The sequence below is a fragment of the Streptomyces sp. BV286 genome, from assembly GCF_019090165.1.
Classification (GTDB): Bacteria; Actinomycetota; Actinomycetes; order Streptomycetales; family Streptomycetaceae; genus Streptomyces.
This window is the reverse complement of record NZ_JAHRIB010000130.1, coordinates 82,069-105,257: the sequence shown is the minus strand read 5'-3', so window position 1 is coordinate 105,257 and position 23,189 is coordinate 82,069. Positions and strand designations below refer to the sequence as shown.

Annotated in this window: 20 protein-coding genes; 11 read left to right on the top strand and 9 right to left on the bottom strand. The window is 70.6% G+C overall.

The features are described from left to right. Positions 1–353 precede the first annotated feature (353 nt). Positions 354–2,138 carry an arginine--tRNA ligase gene (argS, locus tag KUF83_RS18030; protein WP_217455728.1) on the bottom strand — a complete coding sequence of 595 codons (1,785 nt, stop codon included), beginning with the start codon at positions 2,136–2,138 and terminating at the stop codon, positions 354–356. 259 nt (positions 2,139–2,397) lie between these two features. Here argS and lysS point away from each other — a divergent pair, with 259 nt between their 5' ends. After that, positions 2,398–4,140, top strand: coding sequence for a lysine--tRNA ligase (lysS, locus tag KUF83_RS18025; protein ID WP_217455727.1), 1,743 nt, complete (start codon positions 2,398–2,400; stop codon positions 4,138–4,140). A gap of 130 nt (positions 4,141–4,270) precedes the next feature. On the opposite strand, the gene KUF83_RS18020 is transcribed toward lysS, so the two are convergent. The 3 genes from KUF83_RS18020 to KUF83_RS18010 form a co-directional block, all read right to left on the bottom strand. Further along, positions 4,271–5,662, bottom strand: a complete 1,392-nt coding sequence (locus tag KUF83_RS18020) for a DUF2637 domain-containing protein (protein WP_217455726.1) — start codon at positions 5,660–5,662, stop codon at positions 4,271–4,273. A 127-nt stretch (positions 5,663–5,789) separates the two neighbouring features. Further along, the gene (locus KUF83_RS18015) at positions 5,790–6,707 is read right to left on the bottom strand and encodes a DUF3558 domain-containing protein (RefSeq protein WP_254644005.1); all 918 of its coding nucleotides are present in this window, start codon (positions 6,705–6,707) and stop codon (positions 5,790–5,792) included. Positions 6,708–6,855: 148 nt separating this feature from the next. Continuing rightward, positions 6,856–7,713: a DUF3558 domain-containing protein gene (locus KUF83_RS18010; protein WP_217455724.1), complete on the bottom strand. Its 858-nt coding sequence runs from the start codon at positions 7,711–7,713 to the stop codon at positions 6,856–6,858. Between the two features lie 205 nt (positions 7,714–7,918). Here KUF83_RS18010 and KUF83_RS18005 point away from each other — a divergent pair, with 205 nt between their 5' ends. Beyond that, positions 7,919–9,112, top strand: a complete 1,194-nt coding sequence (locus KUF83_RS18005; protein WP_217455723.1) for an RtcB family protein — start codon at positions 7,919–7,921, stop codon at positions 9,110–9,112. Positions 9,113–9,178: 66 nt separating this feature from the next. Here the strand turns inward: KUF83_RS18005 and KUF83_RS18000 are convergent, their stop codons facing one another. Further along, a complete protein-coding gene (locus tag KUF83_RS18000; RefSeq protein ID WP_217455722.1) occupies positions 9,179–10,642 on the bottom strand; it encodes a recombinase family protein in 1,464 nt (487 codons plus the stop codon). A gap of 291 nt (positions 10,643–10,933) precedes the next feature. On the opposite strand from KUF83_RS18000, the gene KUF83_RS42995 reads away from it, so the two are divergent. Continuing rightward, a complete protein-coding gene (locus tag KUF83_RS42995; RefSeq protein WP_374106091.1) occupies positions 10,934–11,299 on the top strand; it encodes a ChbG/HpnK family deacetylase in 366 nt (121 codons plus the stop codon). On the opposite strand, the gene KUF83_RS17990 is transcribed toward KUF83_RS42995, so the two are convergent. Further along, positions 11,229–12,014 carry an SDR family NAD(P)-dependent oxidoreductase gene (locus KUF83_RS17990; protein WP_217455720.1) on the bottom strand — a complete coding sequence of 262 codons (786 nt, stop codon included), beginning with the start codon at positions 12,012–12,014 and terminating at the stop codon, positions 11,229–11,231. The two genes, KUF83_RS42995 and KUF83_RS17990, sit on opposite strands and share 71 nt — an antisense overlap. Before the next feature lie 183 nt (positions 12,015–12,197). Between KUF83_RS17990 and KUF83_RS17985 the strand changes: the two genes are divergently transcribed. Beyond that, on the top strand, positions 12,198–12,638 hold the full coding sequence (locus tag KUF83_RS17985; RefSeq protein WP_217455719.1) for an ester cyclase: 441 nt from the start codon (positions 12,198–12,200) through the stop codon (positions 12,636–12,638). A 6-nt stretch (positions 12,639–12,644) separates the two neighbouring features. On the opposite strand, the gene KUF83_RS17980 is transcribed toward KUF83_RS17985, so the two are convergent. Next, a complete protein-coding gene (locus KUF83_RS17980; protein ID WP_217455718.1) occupies positions 12,645–12,977 on the bottom strand; it encodes a YnfA family protein in 333 nt (110 codons plus the stop codon). 233 nt (positions 12,978–13,210) lie between these two features. Here KUF83_RS17980 and KUF83_RS17975 point away from each other — a divergent pair, with 233 nt between their 5' ends. Continuing rightward, on the top strand, positions 13,211–13,699 hold the full coding sequence (locus tag KUF83_RS17975; RefSeq protein ID WP_217455717.1) for a hypothetical protein: 489 nt from the start codon (positions 13,211–13,213) through the stop codon (positions 13,697–13,699). 93 nt (positions 13,700–13,792) lie between these two features. On the opposite strand, the gene KUF83_RS17970 is transcribed toward KUF83_RS17975, so the two are convergent. Further along, positions 13,793–14,623, bottom strand: coding sequence for a helix-turn-helix domain-containing protein (locus KUF83_RS17970; RefSeq protein WP_217455716.1), 831 nt, complete (start codon positions 14,621–14,623; stop codon positions 13,793–13,795). 214 nt (positions 14,624–14,837) lie between these two features. On the opposite strand from KUF83_RS17970, the gene KUF83_RS17965 reads away from it, so the two are divergent. Further along, on the top strand, positions 14,838–15,950 hold the full coding sequence (locus KUF83_RS17965; RefSeq protein ID WP_217455715.1) for an LLM class flavin-dependent oxidoreductase: 1,113 nt from the start codon (positions 14,838–14,840) through the stop codon (positions 15,948–15,950). Further along, positions 15,947–16,726 carry an FMN reductase gene (locus KUF83_RS17960; protein WP_217455714.1) on the top strand — a complete coding sequence of 260 codons (780 nt, stop codon included), beginning with the start codon at positions 15,947–15,949 and terminating at the stop codon, positions 16,724–16,726. The genes KUF83_RS17965 and KUF83_RS17960 overlap by 4 nt, the downstream gene beginning before the upstream one ends. 258 nt (positions 16,727–16,984) lie before the next feature. Here the strand turns inward: KUF83_RS17960 and KUF83_RS17955 are convergent, their stop codons facing one another. Continuing rightward, complete coding sequence (locus KUF83_RS17955) at positions 16,985–18,268, bottom strand: glycosyltransferase family 4 protein (protein WP_217455713.1); 1,284 nt, start codon at positions 18,266–18,268, stop codon at positions 16,985–16,987. A gap of 219 nt (positions 18,269–18,487) precedes the next feature. Between KUF83_RS17955 and KUF83_RS17950 the strand changes: the two genes are divergently transcribed. From KUF83_RS17950 to KUF83_RS17935, 4 genes are all read left to right on the top strand, one after another. Beyond that, positions 18,488–19,195: a response regulator transcription factor gene (locus KUF83_RS17950; RefSeq protein WP_217455712.1), complete on the top strand. Its 708-nt coding sequence runs from the start codon at positions 18,488–18,490 to the stop codon at positions 19,193–19,195. Continuing rightward, positions 19,196–20,632 carry a HAMP domain-containing sensor histidine kinase gene (locus KUF83_RS17945; protein ID WP_217455711.1) on the top strand — a complete coding sequence of 479 codons (1,437 nt, stop codon included), beginning with the start codon at positions 19,196–19,198 and terminating at the stop codon, positions 20,630–20,632. It abuts the gene before it with no gap. A 361-nt stretch (positions 20,633–20,993) separates the two neighbouring features. Continuing rightward, positions 20,994–21,785: an ABC transporter ATP-binding protein gene (locus tag KUF83_RS17940; protein WP_217455710.1), complete on the top strand. Its 792-nt coding sequence runs from the start codon at positions 20,994–20,996 to the stop codon at positions 21,783–21,785. A 5-nt stretch (positions 21,786–21,790) separates the two neighbouring features. Next, the gene (locus tag KUF83_RS17935) at positions 21,791–23,101 is read left to right on the top strand and encodes an FtsX-like permease family protein (protein ID WP_217455760.1); all 1,311 of its coding nucleotides are present in this window, start codon (positions 21,791–21,793) and stop codon (positions 23,099–23,101) included. The last annotated feature ends 88 nt before the right edge of the window (positions 23,102–23,189 follow it).

The window sequence follows — 23,189 nt, the reverse complement described above, 5'->3', positions numbered from 1 at the left end:
GGACACCCTCCGGCCGGCCGGGGTGAAGAAGGGCAGTGCAGTGCTCATCGCGCTCCCAGCGTGCGGTCCAACAGGGCTCTGGACTCCCCGAAGTTGGGGTTTGGCGCCCCGCAGCATCGCATACTCCGGGGTGCGCCCGGACACCTCAACCTTTGGCCATCACTCGTACGGATGGACACGTCGGAGCGGGTGAGGACAGAGGCATATGCGGAGCGGTGCCCTGTGGCTCGGATGCCGTGCCACAGGGCCCGCCGACCGGCCGCGAGGCCGATCACCGCTAGCCCGAAAGCCCTTCTGACGTGTACGCCTTCAATACCCCTTCACCCGAACGGGTGTGGGTCGACCGGTGTCGGTCAGAGGCGCCCGGGCGTCCTGATGCCGAGCAGCGCCATGCCCTGGTGGAGCGTGCGGGCCGTCAGGTCGACGAGGAACAGACGGTTCTCGACGACCTCCTTCGGGTTCGCGTCGCTCAGCACGTGGCACTGGTCGTAGAACGTCGTCAGGTGCGACGCCAGCTGGTACAGGTACGAGGCCAGCTTGTGCGGCTCGTATCCCGTGGCCACGTCCAGGAGCAGCTCGCCGAACTGGTCCAGGTGCAGACCCAGCGCGCGCTCCGCCGGAGCCAGCGCGAGCTCCGGGTGGGCCAGCGGACGCGCGTCCCCGGCCTTGCGGAGGATCGACTGGATACGGGCGTACGCGTACTGGAGGTACACGCTCGTGTCGCCGTTCAGCGACACCATCTGGTCCAGGTCGAACTTGTAGTCCCGGACGGCCGACGTGGAGAGGTCCGCGTACTTCACGGCGCCCACACCGACGAACCGGCCGTTCTCGACGATCTCCTCCTCGGTCAGGCCCACCTTCTCGGCCTTCTCGCGGACCACCGTCGTGGCACGGTCGATCGCCTCGTCCAGCAGGTCGACCAGCCGGACCGTCTCGCCCTCACGCGTCTTGAACGGCTTGCCGTCCTTGCCGAGGACCGTGCCGAAGGCCAGCTGCTGCGCCTTCGTCCCGCCGTTCAGCCAGCCCGCCCTGCGGGCCGTCTCGAAGACCATCTTGAAGTGCAGGGACTGGCGGGCGTCGACCACGTAGAGGAGCGTGTCCGCCTTCAGGTCGAAGACGCGGTTCCTGATCGCGGAGAGGTCGGTGGCCGCGTAGCCGTAGCCGCCGTCCGACTTCTTCACGATCAGCGGGACGGGGTTGCCGTCGGGGCCCTTGACGTCGTCGAAGAACACGCACAGCGCGCCCTCCGAGCGGACCGCGACACCCGACTCCTCCAGGAGGCGGCACGTCTCGTCCAGCATGTCGTTGTAGCCCGACTCGCCGACGATGTCAGCGTCCCGGATCTCCATGTCCAGCTTCTCGAAGACCGAGAAGAAGTAGACCTTCGACTCGTCCACGAACCGCTGCCAGGTGGCGAGGGTGGACGGGTCGCCCGCCTGGAGGTCGACCACCCTGCGACGCGCCCGCGTCTTGAACTCCTCGTCGGAGTCGAAGTGCGTACGCGCGGCCTTGTAGAGGCGGTTGAGGTTCGACATCGCCTCCTCGCCCGTCTCCGCGGTGTCGTCCCCGGCGGCTTCACGGTCCAGCTCGTGCGGGTGCTCGTCCAGGTACTGGATGAGCATGCCGAACTGGGTGCCCCAGTCGCCGATGTGGTGCCGCCTGACGACGGTCTCGCCGACGAACTCCAGGATCTGCACGACCGCGTCACCGATCACCGCGGAGCGGAGGTGGCCTACGTGCATCTCCTTCGCCACGTTCGGCTGGGCGTAGTCGATGACCGTCGTGCCCGGCTGCTCGGTGAACGGCACGCCGAGACGGCCCGCCGGGTCCGTGGCACGGGCCGCGAGGGTCTCCGTGATCGCCCGGTCCGTGATCGTGATGTTCAGGAAGCCGGGGCCCGAGACCTCGATGTCCTCGATCAGGTCACCCGTGACGACCCGGTCGACGACCTGCGTCGCGAGGTCCCTGGGGTTGGCCTTCGCCTTCTTCGCCAGGGCGAGGATTCCGTTGGCCTGGAAGTCCGCCCTGTCGCTGCGTCGCAGCAGCGGGTCCGCGGTCGCGGTCTCCGGCAGGGCTGCCGTGAGCGCGTCCGACAGGCGCTGGTGGACGTGGGCGGTGAGGGACGTGACCGAGGCCATGGAGTGGGTGCCGTTCTCCTCGTGGGTATGGATCAGCCCAGTATCCCACGGGGGGTAAAGGGGTTTTCGCCGCGAAGTGTTCAGCCCCTCCGGCGTTTGAGGAGCGGGGGTTCGGGGGCTGGCCCCCGAGACGGGACGGGAAGGGGCGGCGGGGGCGAGGAAAGCCGTTTTCGTGGATGCGGTGGTAGCTGGGAGAATGGGGCGGTCAGCCGTGCGAACCGTACCGCCGGCTCATGACACCTCCTGAGGAAAGAAGGACGTGCCGATCGTGGCTCAGAGCACCGAGACCACCGACTGGGTCTCCCGTTTCGCGGATGAGGTCATCGAGGAGTCGGAGCGCCGAGCCCCGGGTAAACCCGTCGTCGTCGCGTCCGGACTGTCCCCCTCCGGTCCCATCCACCTCGGCAACCTCCGCGAGGTCATGACCCCGCACCTGGTCGCCGACGAGATCCGCCGCCGCGGACACGAGGTCAGGCACCTGATCTCGTGGGACGACTATGACCGGTACCGGAAGGTTCCGAACGGCGTCCCCGGGACCGACGCGTCGTGGGCCGAGCACATCGGCAGGCCCCTGACCTCCGTGCCCGCCCCGGCGGGCTCCCCGTACCCGAACTGGGCCGAGCACTTCAAGGCCGCCATGGTCGACGCCCTCGCGGAGATGGGTGTCGCGTTCGACGGGATCAGCCAGACCGAGCAGTACACGTCGGGCGTCTACCGCGAGCAGGTCCTGCACGCGATGAAGCACCGCGGCGACATCGACGCGATCCTCGACCAGTACCGCACCAAGAAGGCCCCCGCGAAGAAGCAGGGCCAAAAGCCCGTCGACGAGGCGGAGCTCGAAGCCGCCGAGGGGTCCGGCGCGGCCGCCGAGGACGACGGCACCGGATCCGCCGGGTACTTCCCGTACAAGCCGTACTGCGGTGGCTGCGGCAAGGACCTCACCACCGTCACGGCCTACGACGACGACACCACCGAGCTGGCGTACACCTGCGCCGAGTGCGCCTTCTCGGAGACCGTCCGGCTGAGCGAGTTCAACCGCGGCAAGCTGGTGTGGAAGGTCGACTGGCCGATGCGCTGGGCCTACGAGGGCGTCGTCTTCGAGCCCAGCGGCGTCGACCACTCGTCGCCCGGGTCCAGCTTCCAGGTGGGCGGGCAGATCGTCGGCAGCATCTTCGGCGGCAAGCAGCCCATCGGCCCCATGTACGCGTTCGTGGGGATCTCCGGGATGGCGAAGATGTCGTCCTCCAAGGGCGGGGTCCCGACTCCGGGCGACGCTCTGAAGATCATGGAGCCGCAGCTGTTGCGCTGGCTCTACGCCCGCCGCAGGCCCAACCAGTCGTTCAAGATCGCCTTCGACCAGGAGATCCAGCGGCTCTACGACGAGTGGGACAAGCTGGAGGGGAAGGTCGCCGACGGGTCCGCCCTCCCGGCGGACGCCGCCGCCCACGCGCGCGCGGTCGGCACCGCCGCGGGCGAGCTCCCGAAGACGCCCCGGCCGATGGCCTACCGCACGCTCGCGTCCGTCGCCGACATCACCGCGGGCGCCGAGGACCAGACCCTGCGCATTCTCGGCGAGCTCGACCCGGCCGCCCCGATCACGTCGCTCGACGAGGTCCGGCCGCGGCTCGACAGGGCCGAGGCCTGGATCAACACCCAGGTCCCCGCCGACCAGCGGACCGTCGTGCGGGACGAGGCCGACACCGAGCTCCTCAAGTCCCTCGACGACCAGGGCCGCGCGTCACTGCGGCTGCTGCTCGACGGCCTCGACGCGCACTGGTCGCTGGACGGGCTCACCCACCTCGTCTACGGCGTTCCCAAGGTCCAGGCCGGCTTCTCCGCCGACGCCACCCCGAAGGAACTCCCGGCCGAGATCAAGGTCGCCCAGCGCACCTTCTTCGCGCTGCTCTACCACCTGCTGGTCGGCCGTGACACCGGCCCGCGCCTGCCCACCCTGCTCCTCGCGGTGGGCCAGGAGCGGGTGAGGAAGCTGCTCGGCGAGTAGCCCGCGCCCGGTACGTACGCGAAGGGGGCGCCCGGAGATCTCCGGGCGCCCCCTTCCACGTACAGGCACCGCGAGCCGCGTACAAACACCGCCTGCCGCGTAGGCACAGGCACCGTGTGGGCGCCTGTGCCTACGCGATGTGGTCTTCCTGGAGTATCGCCGTGTGGCGGTTGGTGAAGCGATTCACCATGCGGTCGGCCTCGCGCTGCGGGAGCTTGATGCCGTACGTGGCTTCCACGTCACCCCTGAACTGGCCCGAGGTCGGATAGCTGCCGTCTATCGACTTCTTGAAGACCAGGTAGTAGTCCTCCTCGGTCGGCTCCGTGCCGCCACCCGCACCCAGCTCACGGGTACGGCCCGGGCCCGCCGGGATCGGGAACGTGCCGGTGTCCTCCGGGGACGGCTCCGGGTCGGGGACCGACGGCTCCTCGTACTGCTGAGGGAAGGCCTCCTGCTGCTGCGGGACGGCCTCCTGCTCGAACCGCCGCTGGTCCGGGAACTGCCGCTGGTCCTGGAACCGCTGCTGGTCCTCGAACTCCTCGGCCTGCTGCTGTTCCGAGTACCACTCGGTGTACGCGGCCTCCGGGTCGTACGTCGGGTCGTAGCCCCCCTGGTACGCCACGGTCTGGGGGTCCCGGGCGTGGAGCCACGGGTTCTGCGGTTCCGCCTGGTCCGGCTGTTCGGGAAAGTCGTCGTCCTCGGGGGCGGGACGCTGTGCCTGAGCACGTGCCGGGTCGTTCTCCAGGGCGGGCGCCGGCACGGGGGTGTGCGGGCCCGCGGCGGTGTCGGCCCGCTCCAGGGCCGGCTGCGGCGCCGGGGGCAGCAGCGCGGGCTCGATGCCGGCCGCCGCGAGGCCGGCGGGTGCGGTCTCGGCCAGCGGTACGCCGTAGCGGGCGAGGCGCAGGGGCATGAGGGACTCGACGGGGGCCTTGCGGCGCCAGGCCCGGCCGAAGCGGGACCGCAGCCGCGCCTGGTAGACGAGGCGTTCCTGTTCGAGCTTGATGACCTGCTCGTAGGAGCGCAGTTCCCACAGCTTCATGCGGCGCCACAGGAGGAAGGTGGGGAGCGGGGAGAGCAGCCAGCGGGTGAGGCGCACGCCCTCCATGTGCTTGTCGGCGGTGATGTCCGCGATCCGGCCGACCGCGTGCCGGGCCGCCTCCACGGAGACCACGAAGAGGATCGGGATGACCGAGTGCATGCCCACGCCCAGCGGGTCGGGCCAGGCGGCCGCGCCGTTGAACGCGATGGTCGCCGCCGTCAGCAGCCACGCCGTCTGACGCAGGAGCGGGAACGGGATCCTGATCCAGGTCAGCAGCAGGTCGAGCGCGAGCAGCACGCAGATGCCCGCGTCGATGCCGATCGGGAAGACGTAGCTGAAGTTGCCGAAGCCCTTCTGGAGGGCGAGTTCGCGGACCGCCGCGTAGGAACCGGCGAAGCCGATACCGGCGATGACGACCGCTCCGAAGACGACCACCCCGATGAGGATCCGGTGCGTCTTGGTGAGCTGCAGAGGCGCGGCCACCGTACTCCCCTCCCATTACGACCTGTTGCGCGCAACAGAGTGGCACATGTGTACGGGGTGCGGGCGCCCGGTACGGGTCGGGCCCGGCCTCCGTGCGGGCCGGGCTCCCGCGAATGTCCTGGTCCGGCTAGCTCTTCTTGGCGGCGGACTTGCTGGGGCTCGTGCTCAAGTCGGAACCCTGGCCCGGGCTCGCGCTCTTGTCGGAGACCTTGCTCGGGCTCGGGCTCGCGCTCTTGTCCGAACCCTTGCTCGCGCTCTTGCTGGGGCTCTTGCTCGAAGTGGAGCCGGAGCCCGACCCGGCACCGTCGCCGCCGCCGTTCGCGGTCACGACCGCCTGCACGGCTTCCTTCGCGGCCTTCTCCACCGCCTTCGACAGATCGGCGGCCTTCGGGGCCTTGTCACCCGCGAGACCCGCGCCGTTGTAGTCGACGGTCACGACGACGTTCTCGACCCGCGTCACCAGCGTCTGCTGCTTGAAGGTGCCTTCCTTCTTCTTCAGGTCGTACGTCACCAGCGTCGCCTCGTTGCCCGTGCCGGACACCGGCTGCGACTTGGTGTCCTTCGCGCCGTCCACCGAGCGTGCGTCCTCGGCGTGCTTCGCGTAGTACTCGGAAGCGAGCTTCTCGCCCGTGCCGCGGCTCTGGTCCGACTCGAAACGCAGCAGCGACACGTTCAGCCAGCGGAACTGCGAGCCCTTCACACCGTTGTTGTCCAGGCTGTCCCAGGAGCAGTTGCCGCGCGTCGCCACGTCGTCCGACTTGCCCTCCTTGCCGGACTTGGCGCCCTCGGGGACGAGCTCCTTCAGCGTCTTCGACGAGAACACCTTGCAGGTCTCGGGAAGCTTCGCGTACGTCGCCTCCTTCACCGCCGCCGCCTCGGTGGCGGAGGGCGACGCCGAGGAGCCGGAGTCCTTCTTCGCGTCGTCGCCGGAGCCGTCGCCGGAGTCCGAGGAGCAGCCGGAGGCGACGAGCAGCACCGGGACGGCGGCCGCGCCGACCAGGATGCGGGTGAGTCGCTGACGGTGTCGCTGTACGGGTCGGTGCATGGTTCCTTCACTCAAGACGCTCGGGTGTACGTGCGAACGGCCGCGTTCGTTGCCGGCCGCACTCGGTCGGGTCCGAGGAGCCACCGTACGCCGAACGGGACACACGTGACGCGGGTTCCGCCGAGGCGGGACCGCCCGCCGGACCCCTCTACTCGTTGAACGTCTCGGCGAGCTGACCCGCCAGTTTCTGTGCCCTGTCCTGCATTTCCTCGCTGCTCGGAACGTCCGTCGTGGTCGCCGGCTGCTCGTCGTACTGGATCGTCACGACCACGTTGGACGTGCGGAACACCACAGTCACCGTCCGCTGCTGGGAGGTGTTCAGCGAGTCGTCGAGGAACGCCTCGTTGCCCAGGTCGTCGAGCGTGCGGGGCTGCAGGGCGGTGGGGGTGGAGCCCGACGCGGCGTTGCCGGAGGGGCTCGCGGAGGAACTGCTGCCGGTGCTCGCGTCGTCCGGGGTGCCGGACCCGCCGGAGCCCGGGCTCGATCCGGAACCGGGCTCCTCCGAGGAGGACCCGGAGGGCGACGCATCGGGCGAGTCGGACGACGAGGCGACCGGCTCGGGGAGGTCCGCCGCCGTCTCCTTCTCCAGGTAGATCGCCGTGGTGCGTTCGTCGTCGCTGACCGCGTTGTCGTACGAGACGACCCGCTCGAAGTCCACCAGCAGGTGGTCCGTCGCGGTCGCCGACTCCGCCTTCCAGCGGCAGCCGACCTTGCGGTCCGTGTCGTACGTGGGCGTCGCCGTGCCCTCGTACGCCTTCTCGCGCTGCTCCTCGTCCGTGACCTGCTTGATGCCCGGCAGCAGCGAGTCCAGGGTGCTCTGCGACACCGCGCCGCACGGCTCGGGCAGGGTGCGGTACTTGCCCGGCTGCGGTGCGGCGGCGGTCGTCGCCGTGTCGCCCGGCTTCGGGTCGTCCTCGCCGCCGTCGTCCGACGATCCACCGGTGCAGCCGGCCAGCAGCACCGCGAGGAGCGCGGCGACGCCGGATACGTACGCCTTCCGCTGCACGGTGGGGCTCCTCTCGACAGGCCGCTCCACCTGCTCGCGACCGGGGTGTCCTGTGGTTATTCGCTTGCCGCCCGGGGGCGGCGCCTGGAGACAATGTGTATCGCACGCAATGCCGTGGACGCCGGTCCGTTGTCCCAAACGTTCACCTTGGCGCCGGTTTTGCGGTGTGTGACTTCTGTTTGTTTTTCGGGGGAATGAGGACGATATGTCGTACGTGGAGTTGCCGGGGGCGAAGGTTCCGATCCGTATGTGGGCGGACCCGGGGTCGGTGGAGGACGTCGCGATGCAGCAGCTCCGCAACGTCTCCACGCTGCCCTGGATCAAGGGTCTGGCGGTCATGCCGGACGTCCACTTCGGGAAGGGCGCGACGGTCGGGTCGGTCATCGCGATGCAGGGTGCCGTGTGCCCTGCGGCGGTCGGGGTGGACATCGGCTGCGGGATGTCCGCGGTCCGGACGTCCCTGACCGCCAACGACCTGCCGGGAGACCTCTCCCGCCTCCGGTCCGAGGTGGAGAAGGCCATTCCGGTGGGGCGGGGAATGCACGACAGCCCGGTGGAGCCTGGGCGGTTCCATGGGCTGGCCACTTCGGGGTGGGAGGAGTTCTGGGGGCGGTTCGACGGTGTGGCTGAGGCTGTGAAGTTCCGTCAGGGGCGGGCCACGAAGCAGATGGGAACGCTTGGAGGGGGGAATCACTTTGTAGAAGTTTGTACAAGTGAAAGTGGTTCGGTCTGGCTGATGCTTCACTCCGGATCCAGGAACATCGGCAAGGAGCTTGCTGAGCACCACATCGGCATCGCCCAGAAACTCCCGCACAACCAGGGCTTGATCGACCGCGATCTCGCTGTCTTCGTCGCGGACACCCCACAGATGGCGGCGTACCAGAACGACCTCTACTGGGCGCAGGAGTACGCCAGGTACAACCGGACGATCATGATGGCGCTCTTGAAGGACGTGGTCCGCAAGGAGTTCAAGAAGGCCCGAGTGGCCTTTGAGCCGGAGGTCAGCTGCCACCACAACTACGTCAGCCGCGAGCGTTACGAGGGCATGGATCTGCTCGTCACGCGCAAGGGGGCCATCAGTGCCAGGGCGGGTGAGTACGGCATCATCCCGGGTTCGATGGGCACGGGTTCGTACATCGTGAAGGGCCTCGGCAACGAGAAGGCCTTCAACTCGGCCTCGCACGGGGCGGGTCGGCGTATGAGCCGTAACGCCGCCAAGCGTCGCTTCTCGACGCAGGACCTGGAGGAGCAGACGCGGGGCGTGGAGTGCCGCAAGGACTCCGGTGTCGTGGACGAGATCCCGAGCGCGTACAAGCCGATCGAGCAGGTCATCGATCAGCAGCGCGACCTCGTTGAGGTCGTGGCGAAGCTGAAGCAGGTTGTCTGCGTCAAGGGATGACGTGCGACAGCGGGAGAGGGTCCGACAAGCTCCTTGTCGGACCCTCCGTTCTTCCTGTGCCCGCGGTTACCCGCCCAAGCTTGGTGAGCCGAGGTCTCGCCACACGGGAACGACCGTGGCCGGTTCGAAGCGGTGTGACCCCTTCGTGCCCGGGAGGATGGTCACGGAATCGAGGAGACCGGAGAGGATCTCGCGTTTCTCACGCAAGCTTGTCCTGTTCCAGGCGGTTCGCGCGTCCATGTGCGGATGCCGCACGGATTGCTGTCCGGCCGTCCACACCTTCTGTTCGTTGACGAGTCGCTTGAGCTCGGCTTCCTCCGACGTCAGTTGTGAGAAATACAGCGCATCACTGATTTCCTCGGCGTACCACTGTTCCTGGAGGAGCGATTTTTGTTGTTGCGCCAGTTCCAGCCGGTGCTCGCCGGGCCAGGGGGCTGTAAGGCGGGCACCGGGTGTGTCCTGTCGGTCCAGGATGCCCAAGGCGTACTGAGTGATCAGATCGTCCACCGCAGGACCTTGCCGACTTACGCGACCGCAGCCACCGTCCACTGCGAGACGGCAGCGGTATACGTACGATTTATCGCTGGGGTGGCCGTGCATCGGTGCGTTGCACGTCTGCCCCTGTGCCGAGGGTCTCCCGCATCGCACCAGTCCTGTCAGCAAGTACCTGCCGTGTTCGTGGAGGTGCCCGCCGGCCTTGTCCCATCCACCGGCGTGGCGTTTTTGTTCCAGCGTGTCCGCGACGGCCTGCCACTCCTCCGGGGACACGATGGGAGTCCACTGGCCGACGACGGGGTAACCGTCGGGACCACGGACCAATTCGCCGTCGAGCTTGCGGTATCCGCAGATGCGTGGATTCCGGAGGATCTGCTTGACCGTCTGCCGTTGCCATGGGTTGCCCAGCGAGCTCAAGTGGCCGGACGCGACGAAGTCGTGCGTGACAGCCGTGAGGGTCTTCCCTGCGAGGAAGCTCCACACTCCTTCCCGGACGACCTCCGATTCACTGGGATGCAGCGTGATCCTGTCGCTGTTCCACCCAAAGGGGCGACGTGATGCGACAGGCTCTCCTCGATCGGCACGGGCGCGATGATTGAGCTTTGCGCGCTGTTGCTGCTTCTTGCTCTCGGTGTGTGAGGCCGCTGCTCCGAGCAGGCCGCGTCGTGCCGCATCCTCCTTGTAGAGGTTGTACGTGCCGACTTCATCCGCGTATGCGCGAGAGGGGTGCGCAGTGAAGCATTTGAGGAAGCGCTGATACGTACGCACATCCCGGTAAAGCCGGTCGTCGGACACGCAGATCACTCCGTCGATCGGATATCCGGCCTGGGTGGCTCTGCCCTTGAGTGCTTCGAGCATTGCGTCGAAGTCGGGACGGGTGACGCCGATTTTGGAGGCTGATTTGTCGTTGTCGACATAGCGGTGAACGATGATCATGCGATGCCGGGCGGCGATGCGCGCACAGTGCTTGGCCTGGTCCTCGACGCCGTGGCCGTCTCTCCTGTGCCTGTCACACGAGATGCGGCAGTACGCCACAACCAGGAGCCAGCCGGAATCCCGGAGAGCCAGCGCTTCAGGCAGTGATGGTGCCGTACCGGGGAGGCCCCGGAGTTCTGTGAGTAGAAGCTCTACTTCGGCAGGCTCAGGCCTCGCCTTTTTGCGTCGCTTGGTAGGCGCGTTCGAGCGCGCGCTAGTGTCATGTTCAGCCACGGGAAGTACCTGTCTTCCTTGGTGGTCAGGCCCTCGGGTGGGACGGCAATCCCGGCCGAGGGCCGTCGTTTTGATGGTGTGGCGTGAGCCTAGATCGGGCGTTCACGTCTCGTATGAGTGATCTATCCGGTTCACCCTTGTGGGTTATTCGGAGGCGGAGACGCGCGGTTGGAGTTCACACTGCCCGGATGGCAGAACTCCCGTTGCTGTCCGGCGAGTTGTTGGTTTCCCGCCGATGCCCGTGTCCTCGTCGTCGATTGCGATGACTTCGGGATGCGGCGCGGGGTCAATGCCGCCGTTGTCGAGACGATCGAGAGCGGGATCGCGGCTTGGTGCAGTCTGATGGTGCCCTGTGGCGGGACCGAAGAGGCCATGGGGTGGTTGCCGGAGCGGTCCGAACTTCGTTCGGGGTCTACAGCTCCCTGTGGACCTTCGTGTTGGAGGCCTGGGCGCGTGGGCGCACGACCAGGAGGTCGATGTTGACGTGGGAGGGGCGGGTGACCGTCCAGGTGATGGTGTCGGCGACGTCCTCGGCGGTCAGGGGCTCGGCCACCCCGGCGTAGACCTTCGCCGCCTTCTCGGTGTCGCCGCCGAAGCGGGTCAGGGCGAACTCGTCGGTCATGACCATGCCGGGGGCGATCTCGATGACCCGGACCGGTGTGCCGACGATCTCCAGGCGGAGGGTCTCCGCGAGGACGTGTTCGGCGTGCTTGGCGGCCACGTAACCGGCGCCGCCCTCGTACGTGCCGTGGCCCGCGGTCGACGAGACCACGACCACGGTTCCGTCGCCGGACGCGGTCAGCGCGGGCAGCAGCGCCTGGGTGACGTTGAGGGTGCCGATGACGTTCGTCTCGTACATCTGGCGCCACTCCGCCGGGTCGCCGGACGCGACCGGGTCGGCGCCCAGCGCGCCGCCGGCGTTGTTGACGAGGACGCCGATCGTCTTGAAGGCGGTGGCGAACTCGTCGACGGCCGTGCGGTCCGTGATGTCCAGCGCGTAGGCCGCCGCCTGGCCGCCCGTCGCGTTGATCTCCTCCGCGAGCGCTTCGATACGGTCCTTGCGGCGGGCGGTGAGGACGACGCGGTAGCCCTCGGCCGCCAGCCGCCGGGCCGTCGCGGCACCGATCCCGCTGCTCGCGCCGGTGACGACGGCGATGCGGGACGCGGCGGCGGGCGCGGCGGATGCGGCGGCGGTCATGGGCTGCTCCTCGTGAGAGGGGGCGGGCGCGGTGCCGGTAGGGGCCGCTGCTCGCTCGTACGGTCGACTGGTTCACCGGCCAGGATAGGCGGGCGGGGCGCACGGCCCGCCGGTGACCTGGTGCACGGAACGGGGACCGGTGGGAAAATCGAGGTGGGTGATCCCCTGTGCAGGAGGTGGATCATGGGACAGGCACGTGAGGTCATGGACCGGCTCACGGAGGCCCTGACGACGAACCAGGACCTCAAGCTCATCGCCGAGCTCTACGCGCCGGACGCGGTCGCCGTCACGCCCGACGAGGGAGAGATCCATGGGCGCGACAACATCGTCGAGTATTGGCGGCACATGACGGAGGCGATGCCCGGAGCGACGTTCGAGTCGGTGTACTCGTACGAGATCGGCGACACCGCTGTCGACGAGGGCTTCTTCGGCGGCCGGAACACGGGACCGCTGGTGCTGCCCGACGGAGAGACGCTGCCCGCGACGCAGAAGGACGTCAGGGTCCGCGGATGCGACTGCGCCACCGTCGACGCGGACGGGCGGATCGCCAGTTACCGGCTCTACTTCGACCAGCTGGACTTCCTGGGGCAGCTGGGACTGCTGCCCGGGGAACCGCCGGCCTGAGGGTCGTCAACTCCGCGGCGCGTACATGATCACTGCCATGCCCGCGAGGCAGATCAGCGCGCCCGCCACGTCCCAGCGGTCGGGGCGGAAGCCGTCCGCGACCATGCCCCAGGCGAGGGAGCCCGCGACGAAGACCCCGCCGTACGCGGCGAGGACGCGGCCGAAGTTCGCGTCGGACTGGAGCGTGGCGACGAAGCCGTAGGCGCCGAGGGCCATGACGCCCGCGCCGATCCAGAGCCGGCCGCGCTGTTCGCGCACGCCCTGCCAGACCAGCCACGCGCCGCCGATCTCCAGGAGCGCGGCGAGGACGAACAGGGTGGCGGAGCGCAGGACGGACATGCGGCCACCTTCGCATGCCCGCATCAGCCGGTCCCGGGCCGCCCGCACGGCATCTCACCTGATGGGCGGCGCCTGCCGGGCGGCCGAGGTGGCATACATCCGTTGACCCACGGGTCGCGACGACGACAGAAGAAGCAGCCGGAGACAGGCAGCCGCCGGAGACAGCAGCCGTCGGAGACAGAAGCCGTCAGAGACAGCAGCAGACCCACGGGTCGACTCGGAGGACATGACACATGCGGATTCTTTGTGCGCCGGCAGCGGCCGCGGTCCTGGCCGTGGCGGCGGCCACCGTTCCGGCCGCCGCCTCGGCCGCTCCCGTTCCGGCCGCCGGGGCGGCGCCCGAGGCCGATCTCGCCTATCACGGGTACCTGTCGATGACCGGAGGGCAGGTGGATCTGCGGATGACCCCGCAGAACCACGGCCCCGTCGGCGTCGCGGACGCGACGGTGCGGCTGCGCTGGTCGGTGCCTCTCGCGGACGAGCAGCGGCTGCCGGCCGGGTGTGCCCGGGCGGAGGTGCGGGCGGTGCTGTGCCGGACGGGGGCGCTGCCGGCGGCGGGCTGGGGGCGGACGGTCTCCATGACGGTACGGGTGAAGGGGGCGCCGTCGGAGGTGACGCTGGGCATCGAGACGGTGTGGGGCGGCGGCGCGGTGGACCGCAACCATCACAACGACCGGCAGAGGGTGCTCGTCCTGGACACCGGGGACACGTACGTGTTCTAGGGCCGTTCTCGGTGCCGGGTGCCGGGTGCCGGGTGCCGGCGGGCCCGGGTGGAGCCGTGAACGGCGCCCGCCCCGTGCCCCCTGCCTGTGGGGCTACGGGGCGCCGGTCCGGGCGTACGCCGTGGGAGGGACCCCCACCGTCGCCGTGAAGTCCCGCACCAGGTGGGCCTGGTCCGCGTAGCCGAGGTCGGCGGCGAGGGCGGCCCAGTCGAGGGCGGGGGTGGACTCGGCGTGCTCCAGGGCTTCGTGGATGCGGTAGCGCAGGACGACCCACTTCGGGCCCACGCCCACGTACGCGGAGAAGAGGCGCTGTATCGCCCGTACCGTCATGCCCTGTTCGTCGGCGAGGTCGCCCACGCGGCGGATCGTACGGTCGGTGCGGATGCGGTCGACCAGGGCCATCGCCAGGTCGGCCCGCGGGTCCGGGGCCGGGCCGAGGCCGAGCAGGAACGCGTCGAGCGCGGCCACGCGGGCGTCCTCGTCGTCCGGGGCGAGGACGGCGTCGATGTCCCCCTGGGTGGCGGGGAGGACCTCGGCGAGGGGTGGGCGCCTGCCCGTCAGGGCCGACACCGGATGCCGTGGCGCGAAGGGGCGGAAGCCTCCCGGCCGGAACTGCACTCCGCAGACCCTGCCCCGGCCCTCCAGCTTCTTCGTGAACAGCTCCAGGCCGATGCCCGAGACCTCCGCCGTGCCGGGCGGCTCCTCCTGGGCGCCCCGGGTCGCGTACCGCTGGAAGACCACGTTCACGGACGGGTGCGGGACGACGTGGGACGCGTACGGCTCGGGCAGGTCCCAGTCGATCAGCCAGTAGTGCTCCAGGTACGGCCGGAGCGCGGCGGCGGGCTCGCGGCGGCGGAAGCGGACGCGGGAGAGGAGCTCCGGGGCGTCGACGATTCCTCTGGTGTCGCGGCGTGGGGCGGCCATCTCCGGATCGTAGGACGGGCCACTGACACCGGGCCCTCGCCAGGCGAACGCGAAGGGGAATGCGCAGAGGAATGCGTAGAGGAACGCGTAGAGGAACGCGAAGGGGAAAGGTGCTCGCGCGCCCTTGGAGTGGCGGGCCGGGGAATAGTCGGGCGGCGGGTCTCGTTGGCGGGTATAGTTGAATCGTAAACAACCTGCGGAGGATGAGGTAGCCATGCAGTTCGGGATCTTCACCGTCGGCGACGTCACGCCGGACCCCACCACGGGCCGGACCCCGTCCGAGCACGAGCGGATCAAGGCCATGGTCGCCATCGCGCAGAAGGCCGAGGAGGTCGGGCTCGACGTCTTCGCGACCGGCGAGCACCACAACCCGCCCTTCGTGCCGTCGTCGCCGACCACCATGCTCGGCTGGGTCGCCGCCCGCACCGAGAACCTCATCCTCTCCACCTCCACCACCCTCATCACCACCAACGACCCGGTGAAGATCGCCGAGGACTTCGCGATGCTGCAGCACCTCGCGGACGGCCGGGTCGACCTGATGATGGGGCGCGGCAACACCGGCCCGGTCTACCCCTGGTTCGGCAAGGACATCCGGGAGGGCATCAACCTCGCCGTCGAGAACTACGCCCTGCTGTACCGGCTGTGGCGCGAGGACGTGGTGACCTGGGAGGGCAAGTTCCGTACGCCGCTGCAGTCCTTCACGGCCACTCCGCGTCCGCTGGACGGTGTGCCGCCGTTCGTCTGGCACGGCTCGATCCGCTCGCCGGAGATCGCCGAGCAGGCCGCGTACTACGGGGACGGCTTCTTCCACAACAACATCTTCTGGCCGGCCGACCACACCAAGCAGATGGTCGAGCTGTACCGGTCGAGGTACGCGCACTACGGGCACGGCACGCCCGAGCAGGCGATCGTAGGGCTCGGCGGGCAGGTGTTCATGCGGCGCAACTCGCAGGACGCGGTCCGGGAGTTCAGGCCGTACTTCGACAACGCGCCGGTGTACGGGCACGGCCCGTCGCTGGAGGACTTCACCGAGCAGACCCCGCTGACGGTCGGCTCGCCCGAGCAGGTCATCGAGAAGACCCTGTCCTTCCGGGACTACGCGGGTGACTACCAGCGTCAGCTGTTCCTCGTGGACCACGCCGGGCTGCCGCTGAAGACCGTGCTGGAGCAGATCGACATGCTGGGCGAGGAGGTCGTGCCCGTCCTGCGCGAGGAGTTCGCCAAGGGGCGCCCGGCCGGTGTGCCGGAGGCGCCGACGCACGCGGCGCGGGTCGCCGCCGCGGCCGGTGCCGGTGCCGGTGCCGGCAAGGAGGTGACCGCGTCATGAAGCTGGTCGTCGTCTCGGCGGGGCTGAGCGTTCCCTCGTCCACGCGGTTGCTGGGCGACCGGCTCGCGGCGGCCGTCGTGGGGCGTGTCCCCGCGGCGGCCCCCGCCGAGGCCCTCGCCGAGGGGCCGGTGGCGGTCGAGGTGGTGGAACTGCGGGACCTCGCGGTCGAGATCGCGCACAACCTGACCACCGGGTTCCCCGGGCCCGCGCTCCGTGCCGCGCTGGACGCGGTGGCGTCGGCGGACGGGCTCGTCGTCGTCACGCCGGTCTTCTCCGCCTCGTACAGCGGACTGTTCAAGTCGTTCTTCGACGTGCTGGACCGTGACGCGCTGGGCGGGAAGCCCGTGCTGATCGCCGCGACCGGGGGATCGGCACGGCATTCGCTGGTGCTGGAGCACGCGTTGCGGCCGCTGTTCGCGTACCTGCGGGCGGTGGTCGTGCCGACCGGGGTCTACGCGGCCTCGGAGGACTGGGGCGCGGAGGGTCTCGCCGAGCGGATCGAGCGGGCCGCGGGAGAGCTGGCGGGGCTGATGAGCGGCCTGGCGGGCCGGCGGACCGTGTCGACTGTTCCTTCTGCTACTCCTGTTCCGCCGACGTTGTCTGTGCCGTCTGTGGCGTCTGTGGCGTCCGAGGTGGCCTCGTCGGGCGGGGGCCGCGAGTCGGCGGCGGGGCTTGTTCCGGCGGCCGCGCCCTCCGCTGGGGTCGGCCGGGTGCGGGCCGGGGCCTTCGAAGTGGTGCCGTTCGAGCAGCAGCTCGCCGCGCTGCGCCCCGAGTAGGGGCGCGCCCGGCCGACCGGAGGTGCTGGGGCCCTCGGGGCGGCCGGGTGGGTTTCTCGGGGCGTCCCGGGTCGTGTCAGGGCGACCTGGGACGGCTTCCGGGCGGCCCGCTCGGGCCATGTCCGCGGGTGCGTGAGGGCTGGGCGCGCAGTTCCCCGCGCCCCTGACGGGGCGCGGGCGGGTTCGCGCCCCGGGGCACCTCGGGTGGCCCCGCTCAGGCGGCTGGGGCCAGGCGGCCGCGCCCTTGAGGGCGCGGGGTCAAGGGCCCGCGGTGCTCGTGCCGTTGACCGGTGGGTGGCCGTTCGCCGGCTGTCGCAGTCTGCGGGCCTGGCGGCGGGCCCAGTTGGTCGCGCGAGCGCGGGTGCGGGCCCAGGCGCGGCGGCCCCGGGTCGCTCCGAGCTCGGCGAACAGGGTCTCGTAACGCTCGACGATCGGTTCGGCGTCGTAACGGTGGGAGCTCGCCAGCGCGGCCTCGCCCATCGCCCGCCGCAGCGGCTCGTCCGTGATCAGGTCGAGCATCGCCTCGGCCAGTGAGCGCGAGTCGCCCACCGGGACCAGCCGCCCGTCGGAGCCCTCGGTGATGATCTCGGCGGGCCCCAGCGGGCAGTCCGTGCTGATGACCGGCACCCCGCAGCGCATCGCCTCGACCAGCGTCATCCCGAACGACTCCGCGTCCGAGGCCGAGACCACCAGCGCCGACCTGGCGAACTCCGCCTCGATCGGCGTACGCGGCCCCATGAGGCGGATGTGGTCCGCCAGCCCCAGGCCGTCCACGAGGTTCTGGAGGTGCTCACGCTCCGGGCCGCCGCCGTAGATCCGCAGCTGCCAGTCGGGCTCCTTCGAGGCGACCGCCGAGAAGGCCTCTATCAGCAGGTCGAAGCGTTTGCCGGGGACCAGCCGACCCGCCGCGGCCACCACCTTCGTCGTCGCGTCGCGGGTGATGCCCTCGGGCGCCGGCACGATGTTCGGCACCGCGGCGACCCGCACCCCCGGCAGGGTCATCCGCTGCCGGTACACCTCCGCGTCGGCCTCCGTCGTCGTCACCACCGCGTCCAGCCGGCGGTAGTGCCGGGCCAGCACGCCCCGCAGCCGCTTGCTGTGCGAGTCGTGGCGCAGATGCTCCTGCGCGATCCGCAGGGCCCGCCGCGGTGCGAAGAGGGACACGTAGACGTTGATTCCGGGCCGCGTACCGACCACCACGTCGGCGTCGCAGCCCGTGAGGTAGTCGCGGGCCCGCAGATCGGTGAGGCGGGTGTACTGCGCGGACCGCTTGTCGGCGGCGGGGAAGTCCGTGGCCGGCAGGGCGTAGTCGGGCTCCGTGAGGTCGCCGCTGCCGTCCCGTTCGTCCACCAGCGGCACCACCGTGATCCGCGGGTCGATGGTGAACCGCGGCTCGTCCCGGTGCCGCCGCATCGACACGATCTCCACGTCGTGCCGGTCGGCGAGCGCCGCCGCCAGGTTGAGCGTCGTACGGACGGTCCCCCCGATGGCGTACGCGTTGTGCAGCAGGAAGACGACCTTCGTACGGCCCTTGCGGCTCATTCGCTCTGCGGTCTCCCTGTGTTCCGTACGGTCCGTGCGTCCCGTGCGCTTCATGCGGTGCGTGGCCCTCCCCGTCGCGGCGCTCGCCCCTGACATCCGGGACACAGTGGCTGGGCGAGGTAAGCCACTGGTCCCCGCGGGGTGAGAGCCGGGTAAGAGGCCCGGCCGTACCCCGCTTCAGCAGGTAGTACGTAGACAACGCCTTGGCAGACTGGTTCCGTGCCCCACAATCTGCTGCTCGCCGAGGACGACCGCGCGATCCGCCATGCCCTGGAGCGGGCCCTGACCCTGGAGGGATACGAGGTCGTCGCGGTCGCCGACGGTGTCCAGGCGCTCGCGCAGGCCCATCGCAGCCCGCCCGACGTGCTCGTTCTCGATGTGATGATGCCCGGCATCGACGGCCTCCAGGTCTGTCGGGTCCTGCGCGCCGAGGGCAACCGCACTCCCATTCTGATGCTCACCGCGCTCGTCGAGACAGCGGACCGCATCGCGGGTCTGGACGCCGGCGCCGACGACTACGTGGTCAAACCCTTCGACGTCGAGGAGGTCTTCGCCCGGCTCCGGGCCCTGCTGCGGCGTACGGGCACTCCCGACGACGTACCCAGCGAGCCGCAGCGCATGCCCGACGGCCGGATCGCCGTCGCGGGCCTGCGCATCGACCCGCAGGCCCGCCGGGTCTGGCGCGGCCCGCGGGAGGTCGACCTGACCCGCACCGAGTTCGACCTGCTGGAGCTGCTCGTCCGCAACGCCGGCATCGTCCTCGACCACACCACCATCTACGACCGCATCTGGGGCTACGACTTCGGGCCCGGCTCCAAGAACCTCGCCGTGTACGTGGGGTACCTGCGGCGCAAGCTCGACGAGCCGGGCGCGCCCGCACTGATCCACACCGTGCGGGGCGTGGGGTACGTGCTGAGGGAGGACTGAGTGCGGCCCCCGGGCGCGCGGCACGGCCGGTTCGGGCGGTGGGTGGCCCGGGCCCGGGTGTCCTCCCTGCGGACCACCTTCACGGTGTCGTTCGCCGCCGTGGCGGCCGTCGTCACCGTCCTGGTCGGTTTCCTGTCGTACGACGCCGCCGCCCGGCTCGTGCGCGTCGACCAGCAGACCGTGTTCGCGGGTGTCGTGCAGGACCTGCTCGACGAGGTGCGCCAGACCGCCCTGTCGCCCGCGGACTTCGCCACCGCCGACGCGGACGGCGGCCCGCGCGACGAACTCGTCCGGCCGAGCGGCACGGCCGTGCAGGTCCTGGGGCCGGACGGGTCCGTCGTCGACCGGGGGCATCCGGCGCTGCCCGTGGGCGCCGACGACCGGCCGCTCGCCGCCGCGCAGCTCGCCGGGCGGCTGGTGGAGCACCGGGACGTCGACGTCGGCGACGACGTCTACCGCGTCGCGACCGTCTCGCTCGGCGGCGGGCGGGGCGCCGTCCAGGTGGCGCAGGAGTTCAGCGGTACCGAGGACCTGCTGCGGGACCTCCAGCAGCGGACCGTGCTGCTGGTGGGCGCCGTCGTGATCGCCGCGGGTCTCTTCGGGTGGTGGCTGGCCCGGCGCATCACCTCGCGCCTGGTGCGGCTCGCCGGGGCGGCCGAGGACGTGGCGCGCACCGGGCGGCTCGGCATCCAGGTGCCTGTCGCCGGGTACGACGAGGTGGCCCGGCTCGGCCGCTCCTTCGACCGCATGCTGGGCCGTCTCGCCCAGTCCGAGGACGATCAGCGGCGCCTGGTCCAGGACGCGGGCCATGAGCTGCGTACGCCCCTGACGTCCCTGCGCACGAACATCTCGATGCTGCGCCGCATCGACGAGCTGCCGCCCGCCGTCCGTGAGGAACTGGTCGCCGACCTCGCCCAGGAGTCCCGTGAACTCACCGACCTGGTCAACGAGCTGGTGGCGCTCGCGGCCGGTCAGTCCGAGACCGAGCCGCCGCGGCGGGTCGCCCTCGCCGAGATCGCGGACGACGTGGCGGTGGCGGCACGGCGGCGCACGGGGCGTGCCGTCACGGTCCGGGTGTCCGGCGACACGGTGGTCGAGGGGCGGCCCGCGGCGCTGCAGCGGGCCGTGTCCAACCTGGTCGAGAACGCGGCGAAGTTCGACCGGGACGGCAGCGGGCCGATCGAGCTCGTGGTGAGCCGCGCCGGGAGCACCGTCCGGATCGAGGTCCTGGACCGGGGGCCGGGCATCGCCGAGGAGGACCTCGACCGGATCTTCGACCGCTTCTACCGTGCGCCGGACGCGCGGAGCCTGCCCGGTTCCGGGCTCGGACTGTCGATCGTCCGTGAGGTGGCGGCCGTCCACGGCGGCGAGCCGTTCGCCGGGCGCCGGGAGGGCGGCGGCTCGGTGACCGGCTTCACGGTCGCCGCCGACGGCTGAGGTGATGGTGCCTGAGGCGCCGACCGTCCGGGCGCTGACCGTCCGGGGCGCTGACCATGGTCGCGCCGACGGCCGACGGCCGGCGGCCGGCGGCTGACTGCTGGGGCTGAGGCGCCTGCGTCCGACCCGTCGGCAGGGGGCGCGGGCCCCGGCTCCCTGACCTGCGGGCCGGCCGGGGGAGAGGGGCCTGCCGGTCGGCCGGGGTGTCGCTGGATACACCCCCCGATACGGGTTCTGCGCCCAGTGTGCGCGCACCGCCCGCTCCGTAGCGTCTTCACCAGGGCACGGGAAGTGCCCGACGAGGGCGCCGAGGGTGCCCGACCGAGGGGGTACGGACAGTGCCCGACGGAGGGTGACGACGATGTTCCACCGAAACGGCCGACGGACGCAGCACCACGGCACGGGCCCCACCGGGATGGCTCTGCGCCTGGTCAAGGTCAGCAAGACCTACGGGAGCGACGACAGCGCCGTGACCGCGCTGGACGAGGTGACGCTCAGCCTGGCGAGCGGCACGTTCACCGCGGTGATGGGTCCCTCGGGCTCCGGCAAGTCCACGCTGCTGCAGTGCGCGGCCGGACTGGACCGGCCCGACAGCGGCATCGTGATGGTCGACGGCGCGGAGATGACCGGCGGCACCGAGGCCGAGCTGACGAAGTTCCGGCGCAACCGCATCGGCTTCGTCTTCCAGCAGTACAACCTGCTCGACACGCTGACCGTGGCGCAGAACACGGTCCTGCCGCTGAAGCTCGCCCGGCGCCGCGTGGACCGGGCGCGGGTCCGGCAGACCCTCACCGCCGTCGGTCTCGGCGACCGCCTCGGCCACCGGCCCGACCAGCTCTCCGGCGGCCAGCGCCAGCGCGTCGCCATCGCCCGCGCCCTGGTGACCGAGCCGAGCGTGATCTTCGCGGACGAGCCGACCGGCGCCCTGGACACCCGCAGCGCGCGGGACGTCCTGCTGCTCCTCCAGGAGGCGGTGCGCGTCCACGGCCGCACGGTTGTCATGGTGACCCACGACCCGGTCGCCGCCTCGTACGCCGACTCGGTCCTGTTCCTCGCGGACGGGCGGCTCGCGGGCGAGATGCACCGGCCGACCGTGGACGCGGTGGCCGAGCGCCTCGCGCACCTCGGCGACGACGTGATGGCGGGGGTGTGAGCGTGATGTTCACTCTGGCCATGCGTTCCGTCCGGCAGCGCCCGGGGCGCTTCGCCGCGACGCTGTTGTCCGCCTTCCTGGGCGCGACGGTCATCATGACGTTCAACTCGATGCACGACACGGCCGGTGCGCGGGGCGTCGACTCCGTCAGCGCGGAGACCCTGTCCACCGCGGCGGGCGTCGTGGGCGGCTACGGCACCCTCCTTGTGTTCTTCGCCATCGCCTCCACCCTGACGGTGAACGTCCGCCAACGCTCCGCCGAGATGGAGCTGTTGCGCTGCTCCGGCGCAACCCCCGCGCAGATCAGGCGGATGGTCGTCGGGGAGTCGGTGGCCGTCTCCCTGGTGGGCGCGCTGCTCGCCATCGGTCCCGCGATGCTCGGCGGGCGGGCCCTGCTCGACCTCTTCCAGGACAGCGGACAGGTCGCCGGCTCCGTCGACCACACCTTCGGTCCCATCGCCCTGTACTCGGGCATCGTCGTGACGGTGCTCGCCGCGGCGGGGGCGGCGTTCCTCGCGGTGCGCCGGTCCACCCGCCGGGACCGGCCCCGGAGCAGGGGGCGCAGGTTCGTCACCGGCGCGGCCCTGGTCCTGGGGGGTCTGTCCGCCTGCTCCACCTTCGCCTTCTCCTCGACGGACGCCGCGCTGATGGCACCGGCTGCGTACGGGTCGATCCTCCTCGCGGTCGGCCTCGCGCTCCTCTCGCCGCGGCTGCTGAGGGCTCTGCTCGGCCGGCTGCCCCTGTCGGGCCCGAGCGGCTATCTCGCCGTACGCACCATGCGGGTGCACGCCGCCCAGCTGTCCGGTGTCCTCATGCCCCTGATCCTGTTCACCGGCATGGCCACGGCGACGCTCTACATGCAGGCCGTCGAGAACGACGCCATCGACGCCGCCGGTGTCCCCAAGTCCGTCGACGCGAAGAACCTCGAAACCCTCAACCTCACGGTCGTCGGGATCATCGTGGTCTTCTCCTGCGTCATGCTGATCAACTCCCTGTACGCGGCGACGACCTACCGTCGCAAGGAGTTCGGCCGGCAGCGCCTCGCGGGGGCGACCCCGGGCCAGGTCCTCGGCATGGTCGGCATCGAGTCCCTCGTCCTGACGGTGACGGGTGTCCTCCTCGGTACGGCTGCGGCGCTCGCCGGGATCATCCCGTTCACGGTGGTCCGCACGGACTCGGTCCTGCCGGACCGGGGGCTCGGGATCTGGCTCGGCATCGTGGCGGTGGCGACGGCGGCGACCCTGGTGACGAGCCTCGTCACGGCACGGCGGGCGTTGCGGGAGCCCGCGGTGGGGGCCGTGTCGCTGGCCGCGTGAATGTGGTGTGGGCGTGGGCAGCCGCTTCGGGCGGCTGCCCACGCCCGTGGTGTCGGGGGCCTGAGGGTGATCCGCCGGAGGCGGGTGC